The following is a 15,333-nucleotide window of genomic DNA, read 5'->3' as shown; positions in this document are numbered from 1 at the left end:
CTATTGTGCCTCGCAAAGCTAACGTGAGGTTGCGAATGACACCCCGACACGGGCGGGTGATTGCGGCACTGGTCGCCCTGTTTGCGTTGATCCTGGTCGGGCAGACCCCGCTCGGCGCCCAGCAGTCCGGCACGCAGTCCGGTACGCAGTCCGGGCCGGCGACGGACTCCTCTGACCCTGCGGAGCCCGGCTCAACGACCCCCGATACTGCGCCGTCCGCGTCGCCGGCGGCGCCTCTGCCCGTCGGTCGCAGCGCGGCCGGAGAGCTGGCGGATGCGTGGAAGGTCGAGCTCGACAACATGGCGCTGGCGATCGACCGGGAGAGCATCAGCGAGGACCAGCTCAGCCGCCAGCGCGCGCGCGCCGAGGAGGTGATCGAGGACGCCCGCAGGCTGGAGAGCGAGCTTGCCCCCGAAGTTGCTGCCATACAGGATCGCCTCAACCAGCTCGGACCCGCCCCGGCGGAGGGAGAACCACCCGAAGCGCCCGACATCGCCGAACGCCGCGCCGCGGAATCCGCTGCGCTCGCCCGAGCCGATACCGCACTGAAGAAGGTCAGGATCGCGATCGTCCAGGCCGAACAGGTCATCCGCGATACGGCCAGCCTGCGACGCGCCCGCTTCACGAGGTCGCTCACCGTCCAGAGCCAGAGCGTCCTGAACCCGAACCTGTGGCTGGAGGGAATCCAGGCGCTGCCCCGCGTCAGCCGGTCGTTCGGCATCCTGTTCGACGATTCCTGGTCGATCGCCGCCCGCAACGTCAACACGCAGGCCATATTGATCCTGCTGGGCGCCGCTCTCGGAGCCGTGCTGGTCGGCTTCTACCTTCGTCGCTACGTGCGGCGGTTCGCACCGGCCCTCGGCGAGTCCGATGAAGTGCCGCGGCTGCGCAAGTTGTCGCGGGCGGTCCTCGTCGTCTTCACCGACGGGCTCATCCCCGTGATGGCGGCGTGGGTCCTCTTCGTCGCGCTCAACGCCAGCGGGCTCGTCTCCGAGAGGCTCGTCGACCTCAACCGCGGTGTGATCGCCGCCGTTGCGGTATTCGCATTTCTGTTCGGATTGTCCCGCGCCCTGTGCGCGCCGCTTCGCCCGGGCTGGCGGCTACTCGATCTGTCCGACGCCCTGGCCGCCCAGACCGTGGTGACGATCACCGCGATCGCGGCGGTCCTGGGGATCGGCGTCTATCTGGAGAAGGCCAACGAAATCCTGTACGCGCCGGTGTCGCTGGAGATCGCCAAGCGGGCGCTGACGGACATATTGCTGATCGCGCTGATCGCGACGGGGCTATGGCGCCTGTCGCTGGCGGGACCGAGTCGGTCGGCAGCGGAAGACGGACAGGCGGGCCTGATATGGACCTGGCTCAAGGGCCTGATTTGGATCGTCCTGGCCGTCTCGGTGGTCGCCCTGGTCGCCGGCTACATCGCCCTTGCGAATTTCATCATCCTCCAGCTCGTCTTCGCAAGCGCGGTCATTGCGCTCGTCTGGCTGCTTCTCGGTCTCATCGAGGAACTGGTTGAGACGATCCTGCGGCCCGAGAGCCGGATCGGCTACGCCCTCGCGTCGGCGTTCGGGATTTCAGAGTCGGGCACGATGCAGTTCGCACTGATCGCCAGCGGCGCCCTGCGGCTGGCGGTCATCGTGCTCGGCGCGACGCTCGTCCTGCTGCCCTGGGGGTTCGACACCGGCGCCTGGCGAATCTGGATCCAGAAGGCGTTCTTCGGCCTTCGTATCGGCAACGTCACGATTTCGCTGTCGTCGATCCTGGCGGCGCTGATCATCCTCGCGATCGGTCTCGTGGCGACCCGGGCCCTGCAGAAGTGGCTCGGCGTCCGCTTCCTGCCGAACACCAAGCTCGATCTGGGCCTGCGCAACTCGATCCGCACCATCGTCGGCTACATCGGCATCATCATCACCGCGATCTTCGCGGTCACCTATCTCGGCTTCAATCTGCAGAACGTCGCGATCGTCGCCGGCGCCCTGTCCGTCGGCATCGGCTTCGGCCTGCAATCGATCGTCAACAACTTCGTCTCGGGCCTGATCCTGCTGGCGGAGCGGCCGATCAAGGAGGGCGACTGGATCGTCGTCGGGGCGGATCAGGGCAACGTGCGCAAGATCTCGATCCGCTCCACCGAGATCGAGACCTTCGACCGGGCGACCGTCATCGTGCCGAACTCCGACCTGATCACCGGTACGGTGAAGAACTGGATGCATTCCAGCATGATGGGCCGCGTCATCGTGCCGATCGGCGTCAGCTACAGCGCCGACCCCGAGCAGGTGCGCGACATCCTGCTCGCCATAGCGCGGGCCCATCCCGACGTCCTCGCCTACCCGGAGCCGCGCGTCTATTTCATGGATTTCGGCGATTCTTCGCTGGTCTTTAACCTCTTTGCCTATATCGGTGACGTGAACACGACGCTGACGGTGCGCAGCGACTTCCGCTTCGAGATCCTGAAGCGCCTGCGCGAGGCGAACATCGAGATCCCGTTCCCGCAGCGAGACGTCCACTTGCGCGATATCGATCGTCTCGAGGCAGCACTGACCAGAGGCGGGCCCGGCGCACCGCCGGTCCCGGGCACCGAAACCGAATGAACAGTCCGCATCTGTCCGGCTGGCCGAGGGCCGCCCTGATCCTGTCGGCCGTCCTCGCCCTGGCGGCGTGCGGCGGTCCCGAGACCGCCTCCCGGCCGCCGATGTACCAGAACCTGGCCGAGGTCTCCGGCGACCTGGACGAGGCCGAGGCCCTGAAGATCATCAACGCCTACCGGGCCAACAACGGCGTCGGCCCGGTGGCCCTGGACGACAGGCTCACGGCCCTGGCCCGCGTCTATGCCCGCGACCTTGCGACCAAGGCCGGCGCCAGCCCCACCATCCGCCCCGACGGCAAGCTCGACGCCCGGCTGGCCGCCGCCGGCTACTCGCAGGCCGAGGTCGAGGAATCGGTCACAGCCGGCTACTACACCCTCGCCGAAGCCTTCTCGGGCTGGCGCGACAGCGCTCCCCACCGCGCCGCGATGCTGATGCCGGCGGCCACCGACATGGGCATCGCCGCCGCCTACCTGGCGAACACCAAGTACAAGGTCTACTGGGTGCTGGTGATGGCGAAGCCCGCGTGAGGACGGCGGCGGCGCGGTCGCCCGCCGCCGTTGCAATCCCGCCGGGGCATTCCTACGATCCGGCCGCCGTTCCCGGAACCGAAACAGCCATGCTCCCGCACGCTTCGACATATGACGACCTCGTCCGGCGCTTTCGCTGGCGGATCCCCGACCGTTTCAACATCGGCGTCGCCGCCTGCGACGTCTGGGCCGACCGGGATCCCGCCCGCGTCGCCATCGAGCACAAGACGGCGGACGGATCCGTGGAGTCCGTCACCTACGGACAGCTTCGGGACCGGTCGAACCGCTTCGCCAACGTGCTGAGGTCCGCCGGGATCGGGCGCGGCGACCGTGTCGCGCTGCTGTTGCCGCAGTGCCCCGAGACGGCGATCGCCCATCTGGCGGTCTACAAGCTCGGTGCGATCGCCGTGCCGCTCGCCTCCCTGTTCGGCGTCGACGCGCTGGAATACCGGCTGACCGATTCCGGCGCACGGGCGCTGGTCACCGACGAGGCGGGTCTTGTCAAGGTGTCGCGCTTCGGCGCGCGGCCGGAGACGCTGGAGGCCGTCTTCTCGATCGGCGCCGCGACCGCGGAGGCGCGCAGCTTCCATGGCGAGATCGACCGGGCCGCGGCCATGTTCGACCCCGCCGATACCGGACCCGACGATCCCGCCCTGATCATCTACACGTCGGGCACGACCGGTTCGGCCAAGGGCGCGCTGCACGGCCATCGCGTGCTGCTTGGCCACCTGCCGGGCGTCGAGATGCCGCACGAGTTCTTCCCGCAGGACGGCGACGTGATGTGGACGCCGGCCGACTGGGCCTGGGCCGGCGGGCTGCTCAACGTGCTGCTGCCGTCGCTGTTTCACGGCGTGAAGGTCATCGCCTACCGGTTCGAGAAGTTCGATCCGGAACTCGCCTTTTCGCTCATCGCCGAGTTCGGCGTCCGCAACGCCTTCATCCCCCCGACGGCGCTCAGGATGATGCGCAAGGTGCCCGATCCGCGCCGGCGCTGGAACCTGTCGTTGCGCACCATCGGCAGCGGCGGCGAGGCGCTCGGCCGGGAGGTCTACGACTGGGCCCGCGAGACGCTGGGACTGACCGTCAACGAGTTCTACGGCCAGACCGAGGCCAATCTCGTGCTGTCCTCCTGCGCCGCCGTCGGCGTCTCGCGCTCCGGCGCCATCGGCAAGCCGGTGCCCGGCCACGACGTCGCGGTGATCGACGAGGACGGCAATGTCCTTGCGCCGGGCGAGATCGGCCAGATCGCCGTGCGACGTCCCGACCCCGTGATGTTCCTCGAGTACTGGGGTCGCCGCGAGGCGACCGAGGCGAAGTTCGTCGGCGACTGGATGAAGACCGGCGACCAGGGCGTCGTCGACGAGGACGGCTACTTTTCCTTCGTCGGCCGTGACGACGACGTCATCACGTCGGCGGGCTACCGGATCGGACCCGGCGAGATCGAGGACTGCCTGATTTCGCATCCCGCCGTCGCGCTGGCCGCCGTCGTCGGCAAGCCGGATCCCGTACGCACCGAGATCGTCAAGGCGTTCATCGTGCCGCGCGAGGGCGTCGTTCCCTCCGACGAACTGGTCGCCGACATCCAGGCCTTCGTGCGGGACCGGCTGGCGGCGCACGAGTATCCGCGCGAGATCGCCTTCCTGGAGGAACTGCCGCTGACGACGACCGGCAAGGTGATCCGCCGCCTGCTCCGCGATCGCGCCTGACGGCTAGTCCCTGGCGGCGAAGGCCCGCAGGTCGCGCGCCCGTTGCTCCGCCGTCCGCCGCAGCGACTCGAGCCTGACGGCGAGACCCCGCTTCATGCGGCTGCGCCCCGGCACCAGCAGCAGGTCGGCATAGGGCCTGCGCTGGCGCCAGATCCTGTCGATCATGGGATGCCCGGGCAGCGCGCAGGAGTCGTAGCGTACGCGGACATTCGCGTTCAGCGCATTCTGCGTCAGGTGGAGGACGAGCAGCACGCCCGGCGAGAATGCGGCGAACCCCTCGTCATAGGCGATCTTCCACAGCCACCAGCTTTCCGCCCGGCCGCAACTCACCGTCATCGCGATCGGTCTGCCGTCGACCCTGAGGGCGTCGATGCGGATTTCGCCACCGCCGCCAAGTCCCCGGCCGATGTCTCCGAACATTGCTTCGACCGGTGCCGACAAGGCAGCCGCCGTTCCGCGCTGCCCCTTCCAGCCCGACGCTTCCAGGGACAGGAACTCCGCCATCGCCGCATCGACGTCGGACCGGGCGGTGGCGCGGGTCACCGTGACGTTGCCGTGGTCGCCGAGTCTTCGGCGCAGCCGGCCATACTCCTTGCGGGCCTTGCCGCTCAGCGCGTCGCCCAGGTAGTCGCCGGACAGGCTGCCGGTGTCGAGGACCGCGCGTTCGTGCCCGTCATAGGGACGCGCCGCCATGTCGGAGCGCTCGGCCATCGCCCACAGCCTGTCATGCAGCGTCCCGTCGCCCGGCAGGAAGCCGAACAGCCATGCGGCGGGCGCCTGCCGCGCCATGTTCAGCCAGCCGAGGAACGCCCGCAGCACGTCGTCCACCGCCGCCGCATCGACGAGCGGCGCGGACGACATGGCATAGGGATGGATGAGAGCTTCGCCGACCGTCATCGGCACGCCCCAGCGGCGCTTCGGGACGAAGGGAAAGAACCCCGCCAGCGTCCGTGTTTCCGAGCCGCTGCCGTGCCCCGCCTCCCGCCAGACGAGGAGCGCCAGCAGGTCGCCGGACAGGCCGAGGCCGGCCCCGGCGGGCAGCGCGAAGTCCGGATCGTAGAAGACGTTCGGCTCCACCGCGCGCCGGGAAAGGCGTTTCCATTCCTCGCGGCATGAATCCATGCGGTCCCAGCCGACCAGGCTCACCACGAATTCGGCTGCGCCGGGAGCGGAGTTCCTTGTGCCTGGGGCCGACATCTCGGGTTCGCCGGAGCAGGCGCCGGGGCGCCCGCTACCTCCTCCTGTCCAGGATGAATACGTGCAGTCCCAGCCGCGACCGTGCCGCGAGGAACAGCAGCGCCGATTCGACGATGAGCGCGATGCTGGTGGCCCACGCCGCGCCGGCCATGCCGAACATCGGTATGAGCGAGAAGTTGAGCACCAGATTGAGTGCGAAGGCGCCCGCGTAGATGATCGCGCAGACGTTCTGCTGGCCGAGCATGTTCAACACCCGGTCGACCGGCCCGACGGTGGCGCGCGCCATCAGCCCGATCACCAGGACGAACAGCAGCGGATAGCCGACCACGAATTCGGGGCCGAACAGCCACAGCAGCGGGCGCCCCGCGACCAGGATTGCCAGCGTCGCCCCGAGCGCCGGCCAGAACGTCCATTTCACGGTGTCGCGGACGAAGCCTTCCAGCCGCTGCCGGTCACCGGACGCCCCGTACTCGGCATACTTGTGCGAGGACGCCGCCGTCACCGCGAACGGGACGAACGAGATCAGCGCCAGCGTCTTCACCGCCGCGTAGTAGATGCCGACCTTGTCGGGCGATTCGAAGATCGACAGGACCAGCACGTCGGTGTTGGTCAGCAGCATGTAGAAGCTCTCGACCAGGAAGATCGGCAGCGACGTGACGAGCCACGTCTTCCAGTCGTAGGCGCGCCCGCCGCGCGGAACCCGCCGCGACAGGCGAACCTCCAGGAGGACGAGCTGGGTCATTCCGGTGACCCAGATCGCCGCGATCAGCGCATAGGCGGCCGTCACGGCATCGGCCCTGCCGTAGGCCAGCATCGTGCCGCCGACGATCGCCAGGATGATCAGGGGGCGGACCAGGTAGGGCAGCGCCAGCGCCAGGTCGATCCAGCCGTAGTTGCGGGCCATGCCGTCCTGCATGTCCGTCAGCGCATAGGCCGGCAGGCAGACGAGGATCAGGAACAGCGGCAGCCGGTAGTCCCCGCCGATTTGGTCTCCGAACAGCCAAATGCCGAGCATGCCGACCGCCGCGGCGGCCGTCCCGAATGCCACGACGAAGACGCGACTGCCGAACAGGAAGCCGCGCAGCAGTTCGGTCCGTCCGCTCTCGGAATAGTCGGCAATGAACCGCTGCCCGGAGGCGGGGAAGCCGAGCGGGATGAGGCCGCCGACGAGCACCATCGCGACGAAGGCGAATGCATAGATGCCATACTCGTGGCTGCCCAGCCAGCGGGCGAGCAGGATCTGCGAGAGGAGCGCGATGGCCGCGCTCGAGGCGCGGATGGCGAAGGCCAGGAAGGCGGTGCGCTGCGCCAGCGTCCGGTCCGTCTCCCCGCGCAGGATGTCGGCCAGCGCTTCGCGCAGGCGCGCAACGCGGCCGCTTCCGGCCTCCGGCGGCGGTGCGGAGTCGGGGGGTCTGCCGGCGGAGGCGATGTCGTTCACCAGTTCATCCTGTCGCCGGAACCGGCGCTCTCTGGACCGCGATCAGCGCCTGGACACCGGCTCTGCGGCAGCGGTAGGGCGGTCAGGCGGCAAATCCGCCGGTGTCCAGGTATTGCTGCTCTTCCGCGGTTGTCTCCCGCCCGAGCACCTTGTTGCGATGGGGAAACCGGCCGAACCGGCGGATCGCGTCGAGGTGGACCAGGGCGTAGTAATACGAGTCCTTGTCGCCGAGCACCCGGAAGTAGTCGCAGCAGCGGGCCTGGTCGTCCAGGTCCTCCGAATGCATGAAGGGCATGTGGAAGAAGTTCCGCGCCGGCGCCGGATAGGCCCGGTCGAACCCGGCGGCGATCGCGCGCTCGGCAACGCCGCGGGCCCGCTCGTCCTGGGCGAAGGCGCGCGGCGATCCGCGGAATATGTTGCGGGAAAGCTGGTCGAGGACGATCAGCAGCGCGAGCGCGCCGTGGGGCGTTCCCTCCCAGTCGGAGAGGCCGCCGCCGGACGCGTGCTCCAGCAGCGGAAGGAATGCGTCGCGGCACCGGCCGTCGAAGTCCTCGCCGCCGGCGTACCATTGCTCGTATCCGGCACTCCACCAGAAATCCAGAACGTCGAACGGGGTCGGCAGATCGGTCATCGGGCACTGTCCTCTGCGGTTCGGCCGGCAAGATAGACCCTTGGTGGTCCGATTCCGACATTTGCATCTCGCCGAAGCGAGTCCGAGAGCAAATGTCGGAATCGGACCACTAGCAACTAACTGTTTCTAGTGGAGCTTTCAATTTCGCTCCACTGGCGCGGCGCTGACCAATGCCGCTCTGCGCACCGCACCATTGCGGCTCCGGCTATGGTGAAGAACGTCAGATGCGGAACGATCCGGCCTGGATGCGGTCGTGGAGGCCGGCATCGACCGGCTCCAGCCGACCCGTTTCCGGATTGTTGAAGTAGAGGTCGTCGGCGGTGCGGGCCGGATCGAAGCCCTCGCTCCTGAGATCGGTCTTCTTCTGCTTGAAGGTTCCCGTCACCTCGATCTCCTTGCGGATGCGCAGGAACAGGGGCCGCGCATAGGCGGGAAGCTGCGAGTTGATGTGCTCCAGCAGGCCGTTCAGGTCGAGATCCTCGTCGGCGACCAGCGCCGCCATGCCGGCCCGTCCGTCATGTCCCTCGACCGCCACGCCGTACACCGTCGCCTCGCGCACGCCCGGGAACACGTTGATGGCTTCGGCGACCTCCGAGGTCGAGACGTTCTCGCCCTTCCAGCGGAACGTGTCGCCGATCCGGTCGATGAAATAGAAGTAGCCCAGGTCGTCCTTCTTCATCAGGTCGCCGGTGCGGAACCAGGCGTCGCCCTTCTCCATCACGTCGCGCAGGATCTTGCGCTCGGTCTCCTCCTTGTTGGCATAGCCGTCGAAGCGCTGGGACGGGGCCTTCGGATCGATCACGATCTTGCCGACCGCCTCGCCGACCTCGTTGGGCCGGCATTCGATGCACAATCCGTCCGGCCCGCGCACCACCGTCTCGGCTTCCACGTCGAAGCGGACGATCTTGGTCATGAAGCGCTTTTCGAGCCACTTCGGGATGCGTCCGACCGCCCCCGGCTTGCCGTCGAGATTGAACAGCGAGACGTTGCCCTCGGTCGCCGCGTACCACTCGATGATCTGCGGGATGCGGAACCGGGTCTTGAACTGCATCCAGATGTCGGGCCTGAGCCCGTTGCCGTTGCACAGCCGGATCTTGTGCCGGGTTTCGTTGGGACTGGGCGGCGCGTTGAGCAGGTATCGGCACAACTCGCCGATGTACTGGAACATGGTGCAGTCATACGCGACGATATCGTCCCAGAACTGCCGCGAGGAGAACTTGTCGCGCATGAAGCACGAGCCGCCGTTCATCAGCACGATGCCGGGCGCGAGCACCCCGCCGGCGGTGTGATAGAAGGGCTGGGCGACGTAGATGCGGTCGCTGGGGCGCGAATTGCACAGCGCCGCGAAGCCGGCCATGATCGCCTGGACCCTGTAGTGGTTGATGACCGCAGCCTTCGGCAGTCCGGTGGTGCCGGACGTGTAGATGTACAGCGCCGGGTCGTCGATGGTCAGATCGGGCAGGGTCTCCTTGGCCGGCGCCTCCTCCGGCATGTCGTAGAGCACCGCATCTATCGACTCGCCCGCTGCCCCCGGCTTCCCGGAGATCCAGAGCTGCGGCACCGGATCGAGATCGGCAAGCGCCGTCTCGTAGGTCGCGACCAGGTCGTCGCCGACGATTGCATGGCGGGCATTGACCAGATTGAGGCAATGGGCCAGCCCCCGTCCGGTCAGGTTGGTATTGATCAGCGCGCAGATCCCGCCGACCCTGATGATCCCCATCCAGACGGCCAGGTATTCGGGCTGGTTGTGCATCATCAGCGCGACCGCGTCGCCCTTGCCGATGCCGACGGAGCGGGCCCAGTTCGCGTACTGGTTGGAGCGGTTCAGCAGCTGCCGGTAGGTCAGCTGCGTCCGGTCGTTGAGCAGCGCGACGTTGTCGGCGTATCTGTCGGCCAGATCGTCCAGCACGTCCGGGAAGGTCCGGGTCCGGTTCTTGACGATCGGCGAGACCTTGCCGAGGATTCGGATCGAGCCGGTGAGATAGATGTACTCGCTGCGCAGCCGTTCCAGGAGCGGCATGACCTTCCCCGCGAATCCTCTCGCCGCTTCGTCGTCTTGGGCGGCCGTCCGGGCGGCTCCGGCGGCCGGCGCGCGACTCTACAGGAAAGGTTTCCCCTCAAAAAGGGTGGCCGCAGCGCCGTTGCTCGGCCGATGCCCGGTGCGGGCCGCAGATGGAGTTTGACACCGGCGGTTCGTGGTGTTTCCCATCCATACGGGATTCGGTTCTGCTGGAGTGTTCGGTCGTGGGAGACCTGTTGGACGTCAAGGGCCTGCTGTGCCCGCTGCCGGTCTTGAAGGCGAGGAAGGTCCTGTCGGGCCTGGAACCGGGGGCGCTGCTCACGGTCGAGGCGACGGATCCCGCCTCGGTGATCGACTTCCCGCACTTCTGCACCGAGACCGGCCACTCGCTGGTCGAGCAATCCGAATCCGCGGGCGTCTACACGTTCGTCATCGAGCGCAAGGCGCGCTGAATTCCGGCGGGCTTCAGCGCAGCGGATTGGGCAGGGGACGGATGCCCGCCGGCTGCGACGGCGCCGACTGGACGAGCGGCGCGACGCCGGGCGCCACCGCCGTGCTCGAGGGGCGCGGGCGCGGCAGCGGCACGTCGAATGCCACCGCCGGCTCGGCCGGCGAGGCCACCGCGCCGAGATTGATCACCTGCGCCGACGTCAGCGCCAGCGCGCTGCCCGTTCCCGCCGCCGAGGCGCCGACGATGGCGGAGGGATCGCCTCCGGCGGCCACCGCCGTCGCTTCCATGCCGAAGGAGGCGATCTCGGCCGGCGGCGTCTTCTTCAGGCAGACATAGTCCCGCACGTCGACCGGCGGACCGACGGTCGCGGGCCGCCGCAGGCTGTCGATGTTCGGCCGCCCGGACCCGAACAGGCTGAAGCCGCCGCCGGTCTGGAACGCCGCCTCAAGCAGTTGCTCGGTCACCTCGTCGCGCTTCGCGCCGGACATGCCGCCCATCACCACAGCAGCGAGCCGCCGGCCGCCGCGCGTCGCGGTCGCCACGATGTTGAAGCCCGACGCGCAGACATATCCCGTCTTCATGCCGTCGGCGCCGCGGAACCGGCCGATCAGCTTGTTGTGGTTCCTCAGGACGCTCTGGCCGACCTGGATCGAGGCGAGTTCGAAGAAGCCTTGGTACTGCGGGAAATCCCGGATCAGGGCGCGCGTCAGAAACGCCAGGTCCCGGGCCGTCGTCCTCTGCTGGGGATCGTGCAGCCCGTGCGGATTGACGTAGTAGGTGTCGGTCATGCCGAGCCGCCGCGCCGTGTTGTTCATCATCGAGATGAAGGCGGGTTCGCTGCCGCCGACGGTCTCGGCGACCGCCACGGCGATGTCGTTCGCCGACTTCACCATGAGGATGCGCAGGGCGTATTCGAGGCTGATCTCGGTGCCGACCGCAAAACCCATCTTGCTCGGCGGCTGGGCCAGCGCGTTCGCGGATATGCGAACCGGCGTCTGCAGGCTGACCGAGCCCTGCCGGATGGCCTGGAACGACACGTAGGCCGTCATCAGCTTCGTCAGCGACGCGGGGTGCCAGGGCGTGAAGGCGCCGTAGGAATGCAGGACTTCCCCGGTCCGGGTGTCGAACACCAGGGCCGGGCCGGCCCGCCCGTGCGACGGCAGGATTGCCAGTATGACGAGCGCGACCAAGGCACTGGAAAGTGTGGCTACCAGCCCCCGCCGCGCCTCGAGCGAATATGTGCGTGCGCGCGACAACATGCCCCTTGTTAGCGGGATTCAGTGCAAGACGCAAAGGTTGAACGCTGACGCTCCGCCGAAATTTAGGCCGCTTCGCACCTTCCCGCTGAGCATATCCGGGCGCCACCGCCCCGACGGCCTAGACTTACGGAACGGAAAGATTCCGCCAAGTCTGTCCGACGCATTTCGCAGCACACGCCAAGTCTCCGGCCGGCCGGTGCGGGTATCCGGCCGTGGCGGCCGGGCATACACCATATCGGCATTTCACCGCGCGCAAGGACGTGGTACCGATTCCTCCAATCGCCTCCGCATCCCTTCGACAGGATGCGGCCGCGAACGAGAGAACAGAGAGGAATTCAGCGATGAACATAATGAAAACGCTGCTCGCCACCACGGCCATGGCCGCCCTTTTCGCGGGCGCCGCCCAGGCCAAGACGCTGGTCTACTGCTCGGAAGGCAGTCCCGAAGGTTTCGACCCCGCCCCGTACACGGCAGGAACCACCTTCGACGCCTCCTCGAAGCCGATTTACAACAGGCTCGTGGAATTCGAGCGCGGCACGACCGACACCATTCCGGGTCTCGCCGAAAGCTGGGAGGTCTCCGACGACGGGCTCGAGTACACCTTTCATCTGCGCCAGGGAGTGAAGTTCCACTCGACGGACTTCTTCACCCCGACCCGCGACTTCAACGCCGACGACGTAGTGTTCTCGTTCAGCCGGCAGCTCGACAAGGACAGCCCGTTCTATTCCTACGCCGGCGGCGCCTGGGAGTACTTCAACGGCATGTCGATGCCGGATCTCATCAAGTCGATCGACAAGGTCGACGATCATACGGTGAAGTTCGTGCTGAACCGGCCGGAAGCGCCGATGATCGCCAATCTCGCCATGGACTTCGCCTCGATCCTGTCGAAGGAATACGCCGACAAGCTGCAGTCCGAGGGCAAGCTGGAGATGCTGAACCAGGAACCGGTCGGCACCGGCCCGTTCCAGTTCGTCGCCTATCAGAAGGACGCGGTGATCCGCTACGCCGCCAACCCCGACTATTGGGACGGCAAGCAGCCGATCGACGATCTGGTCTTCGCGATCACCACCGATCCCGCCGTCCGCCTGCAGAAGGTGAAGGCCGGCGAGTGCCACGTCATGCCCTATCCGAACCCGGCCGACCTGGAGTCGATCAAGCAGGAAGCCGACCTTCAGATGATGGAGCAGCCGGGCCTCAACGTCGGCTATCTCGCCTACAACACCAAGGTCGCCCCCTACGACAACCCGAAGGTCCGCAAGGCCCTCAACATGGCGATCAACAAGGATGCCATCCTCGAGGCCGTCTATCAGGGCTCGGGCCAGGCGGCCAAGAACCCGATCCCGCCCACCATGTGGAGCTACAACGAGGCGATCGAGGACGACCCGTACGATCCTGAGGCCGCCAGGAAGATGCTCGAGGACGAAGGCGTCACGGACCTCAGCATGAAGATCTGGGCGATGCCGGTGCAGCGGCCGTACAACCCGAACGCCCGCCGCATGGCCGAACTGATGCAGGCGGACTTCGCCAAGGTCGGCGTCGACGTGGAGATCGTCTCCTACGAATGGGGCGAGTATCTGGACCTGTCCAAGGCGGAGGACCGCGACGGCGCGGTGCTGCTCGGCTGGACCGGCGACAACGGCGACCCGGACAACTTCCTGGCCGTGCTGCTCGGCTGCGACGCGGTCGGCGGCTCCAACCGCGCCCAGTGGTGCAACGAGGAGTTCAACGACCTCGTCCAGAAGGCCAAGGTGGTGAGCGACCAGGAGGCCCGCGCCGAGCTCTACGAGAAGGCGCAGGTGGTGTTCAAGGACCAGGCGCCGTGGGCGACGATTGCGCATTCGGTGGTGTTCATGCCGATGCGCAAGGAGGTCTCCGGCTACAAGATGGATCCGCTGGGAAGCCACCGCTTCGACGGCGTCGACATCCAGGAATAGCGGCAGCGACGACGGGGCGCCGGCCGGGCCGGCGCCCCGTTCCCCCGACCGCTCGCATGACCCTGGACAACAGTTCGATCCGCTTCCGCCCCGCCTGCCGCGACGACGTCGGGACGATTCTCGATATCTGGCACGAGGGCTGGTGGGACGCCCACGGCGCTGTCGCGCCCGACGCCCTGCGGCGGCATCGGGCCCGCTCCGACACGGCCGCCCGCATTCCCGGCATCCTCGGGAGGGCGGCGATCGCCGAAGTCGACGGCGTGGCGGCCGGCTTCGTCTCGGTCGACGGCAACGAGATCGTCAACATCTACGTCTCCCGGCCGTTTCGCGGCAGCGGCCTGGCGCCGAAGCTGCTTGCCGAGGGCGAACGCCTGATCGCGGCGACCGGCGCGCGCGACTGCCTGCTGTGGTGTGCTGCGGGCAACGAGCGGGCCTACAGGTTCTATCTCAGGCAAGGCTGGCGCGACGACGGCGTCCACGATCATGGCGCGTCGACTCCGGAGGGGCCCGTACCCCTGCCCTGCCACCGCATGGTCAAGGAGATCGCCGGAACCGGGGCGGGCTGACCGGAAATGCTGCGTTTCCTGATCAACCGGATCGGCCTGCTCATTCCGACCTTCATCGGCGTCAGCATCGTCTCCTTCCTGTTCATCCGCCTCCTGCCGGGCGACCCCGTACTGCTGCTGGCGGGCGAACGCGGCGTGGAGGGCGAGCGCTACCAGGAGCTCCTCAGGGCCTACGGCTTCGACCGGCCCCTGTGGGAGCAGTATCTGACCTACCTGAACGCCCTGCTGCACGGCGACCTCGGCAACTCGATCGTCACCAAGAAGCCCGTTCTGACCGAGTTCCTGATGCTGTTTCCGGCAACCGTCGAGCTGTCGCTGTGCGCGATGATGTTCGCCGTCGTGATCGGCCTGCCCGTCGGCATCGTCGCGGCGGTCAGGCGCGGCTCGGCGTTCGACCATACGGTCATGTCGACGGCGCTGGTCGGCTACTCGATGCCGATCTTCTGGTGGGCGCTCCTGCTGATCATCGTGTTCTCCGGCTGGCTCGGCTGGACGCCGGTTTCCGGCCGCATCTCGCTCATCTACTTCTTCAAGCCGGTCACCGGCTTCATGCTGATCGATTCCCTGCTGTCCGGTCAGAAAGGCGCCTTCCAGTCCGCCGTCTCGCACCTGATCCTGCCCTCCTTCGTGCTCGGCACCATCCCCCTCGCCGTGATCGCCCGCCAGACCCGCTCGGCGATGCTGGAGGTATTGTCGGAGGACTACGTGCGCACGGCGCGGGCCAAGGGGCTGGCGCCGAGCCGGGTCATCGGCATCCACGCGCTCAGGAACGCCCTGATCCCGGTCGTGACCGTGATCGGCCTGCAGACGAGCCTGCTGTTCGCCGGCGCCATCCTGACCGAGTCGATCTTCTCCTGGCCGGGTGTCGGCAAGTGGATGCTCGATTCGATCTCCCGCCGTGACTATCCCTCCGTCCAGGGCGGGCTTCTGCTGATCGCCGCCATCGTCATGATCGTCAATCTGTTCGTCGACCTGCTCTACGGTCTCATCAATCCGCGCATCAGGCATCACAGGTAGGC

The 15,333-nt window shown here is 67.4% G+C and carries 12 protein-coding genes; 7 read left to right on the top strand and 5 right to left on the bottom strand.

The genetic code is table 11. From position 1 onward, the window contains the following. Positions 1–35 precede the first annotated feature (35 nt). The 3 genes from V3328_RS02200 (at position 36) to V3328_RS02190 (ending at position 4,818) form a co-directional block, all read left to right on the top strand. A complete protein-coding gene (locus V3328_RS02200) occupies positions 36–2,588 on the top strand; it encodes a DUF3772 domain-containing protein (RefSeq protein ID WP_340328004.1) in 2,553 nt (850 codons plus the stop codon). After that, positions 2,585–3,112 carry a CAP domain-containing protein gene (locus V3328_RS02195; protein WP_340328003.1) on the top strand — a complete coding sequence of 176 codons (528 nt, stop codon included), beginning with the start codon at positions 2,585–2,587 and terminating at the stop codon, positions 3,110–3,112. Before V3328_RS02200 ends, V3328_RS02195 begins: the two co-directional genes overlap by 4 nt. An 89-nt stretch (positions 3,113–3,201) precedes the next feature. Next, positions 3,202–4,818 carry an acyl-CoA synthetase gene (locus V3328_RS02190; RefSeq protein ID WP_340328002.1) on the top strand — a complete coding sequence of 539 codons (1,617 nt, stop codon included), beginning with the start codon at positions 3,202–3,204 and terminating at the stop codon, positions 4,816–4,818. Between the two features lie 3 nt (positions 4,819–4,821). On the opposite strand, the gene V3328_RS02185 is transcribed toward V3328_RS02190, so the two are convergent. The 4 genes from V3328_RS02185 to V3328_RS02170 all read right to left on the bottom strand — a co-directional run bounded on the left by V3328_RS02185 (position 4,822) and on the right by V3328_RS02170 (position 10,104). Continuing rightward, positions 4,822–6,015, bottom strand: coding sequence for a GNAT family N-acetyltransferase (locus V3328_RS02185; protein ID WP_340328001.1), 1,194 nt, complete (start codon positions 6,013–6,015; stop codon positions 4,822–4,824). Between the two features lie 34 nt (positions 6,016–6,049). Further along, positions 6,050–7,453 (bottom strand): lipopolysaccharide biosynthesis protein, encoded by a 1,404-nt coding sequence (locus tag V3328_RS02180; RefSeq protein ID WP_340328000.1) that lies wholly within the window; start codon positions 7,451–7,453, stop codon positions 6,050–6,052. Positions 7,454–7,535: 82 nt separating this feature from the next. After that, complete coding sequence (locus tag V3328_RS02175; protein ID WP_340327999.1) at positions 7,536–8,084, bottom strand: DUF924 family protein; 549 nt, start codon at positions 8,082–8,084, stop codon at positions 7,536–7,538. A 220-nt stretch (positions 8,085–8,304) separates the two neighbouring features. Next, a complete protein-coding gene (locus tag V3328_RS02170; RefSeq protein ID WP_340327998.1) occupies positions 8,305–10,104 on the bottom strand; it encodes a long-chain-acyl-CoA synthetase in 1,800 nt (599 codons plus the stop codon). Between the two features lie 224 nt (positions 10,105–10,328). On the opposite strand from V3328_RS02170, the gene V3328_RS02165 reads away from it, so the two are divergent. Next, positions 10,329–10,556 (top strand): sulfurtransferase TusA family protein, encoded by a 228-nt coding sequence (locus tag V3328_RS02165; protein WP_340327997.1) that lies wholly within the window; start codon positions 10,329–10,331, stop codon positions 10,554–10,556. Positions 10,557–10,569: 13 nt separating this feature from the next. Here the strand turns inward: V3328_RS02165 and V3328_RS02160 are convergent, their stop codons facing one another. Next, a complete protein-coding gene (locus V3328_RS02160; RefSeq protein WP_340327996.1) occupies positions 10,570–11,814 on the bottom strand; it encodes a D-alanyl-D-alanine carboxypeptidase family protein in 1,245 nt (414 codons plus the stop codon). A gap of 341 nt (positions 11,815–12,155) precedes the next feature. Here V3328_RS02160 and V3328_RS02155 point away from each other — a divergent pair, with 341 nt between their 5' ends. The 3 genes from V3328_RS02155 to V3328_RS02145 are packed head-to-tail and all read left to right on the top strand — an operon-like array spanning position 12,156 to position 15,331. After that, positions 12,156–13,748 (top strand): ABC transporter substrate-binding protein, encoded by a 1,593-nt coding sequence (locus V3328_RS02155; protein ID WP_340327995.1) that lies wholly within the window; start codon positions 12,156–12,158, stop codon positions 13,746–13,748. 56 nt (positions 13,749–13,804) lie between these two features. Then, positions 13,805–14,314 carry a GNAT family N-acetyltransferase gene (locus tag V3328_RS02150; RefSeq protein WP_340327994.1) on the top strand — a complete coding sequence of 170 codons (510 nt, stop codon included), beginning with the start codon at positions 13,805–13,807 and terminating at the stop codon, positions 14,312–14,314. 6 nt (positions 14,315–14,320) lie between these two features. Further along, positions 14,321–15,331: an ABC transporter permease subunit gene (locus V3328_RS02145; RefSeq protein WP_340327993.1), complete on the top strand. Its 1,011-nt coding sequence runs from the start codon at positions 14,321–14,323 to the stop codon at positions 15,329–15,331. Positions 15,332–15,333 lie beyond the last annotated feature (2 nt).

Origin of the sequence: Microbaculum marinum (assembly GCF_037855135.1) — a bacterium.
GTDB lineage: Bacteria > Pseudomonadota > Alphaproteobacteria > Rhizobiales > Tepidamorphaceae > Microbaculum > Microbaculum marinum.
This window is presented reverse-complemented; position numbering and strand designations above follow the sequence as displayed.

What these genes read in the sequence shown, in the direction of transcription:
- V3328_RS02150 (WP_340327994.1), top strand. Translation starts at nt 13,805, where the DNA reads ATGACCCTGGACAACAGTTCGATCCGCTTCCGCCCCGCCTGCCGCGAC.
- V3328_RS02160 (WP_340327996.1), bottom strand. Translation starts at nt 11,814, where the DNA reads ATGTTGTCGCGCGCACGCACATATTCGCTCGAGGCGCGGCGGGGGCTG.
- V3328_RS02195 (WP_340328003.1), top strand. Translation starts at nt 2,585, where the DNA reads ATGAACAGTCCGCATCTGTCCGGCTGGCCGAGGGCCGCCCTGATCCTG.
- V3328_RS02185 (WP_340328001.1), bottom strand. Translation starts at nt 6,015, where the DNA reads ATGTCGGCCCCAGGCACAAGGAACTCCGCTCCCGGCGCAGCCGAATTC.
- V3328_RS02190 (WP_340328002.1), top strand. Translation starts at nt 3,202, where the DNA reads ATGCTCCCGCACGCTTCGACATATGACGACCTCGTCCGGCGCTTTCGC.
- V3328_RS02145 (WP_340327993.1), top strand. Translation starts at nt 14,321, where the DNA reads ATGCTGCGTTTCCTGATCAACCGGATCGGCCTGCTCATTCCGACCTTC.
- V3328_RS02170 (WP_340327998.1), bottom strand. Translation starts at nt 10,104, where the DNA reads ATGCCGCTCCTGGAACGGCTGCGCAGCGAGTACATCTATCTCACCGGC.
- V3328_RS02200 (WP_340328004.1), top strand. Translation starts at nt 36, where the DNA reads ATGACACCCCGACACGGGCGGGTGATTGCGGCACTGGTCGCCCTGTTT.
- V3328_RS02175 (WP_340327999.1), bottom strand. Translation starts at nt 8,084, where the DNA reads ATGACCGATCTGCCGACCCCGTTCGACGTTCTGGATTTCTGGTGGAGT.
- V3328_RS02155 (WP_340327995.1), top strand. Translation starts at nt 12,156, where the DNA reads ATGAACATAATGAAAACGCTGCTCGCCACCACGGCCATGGCCGCCCTT.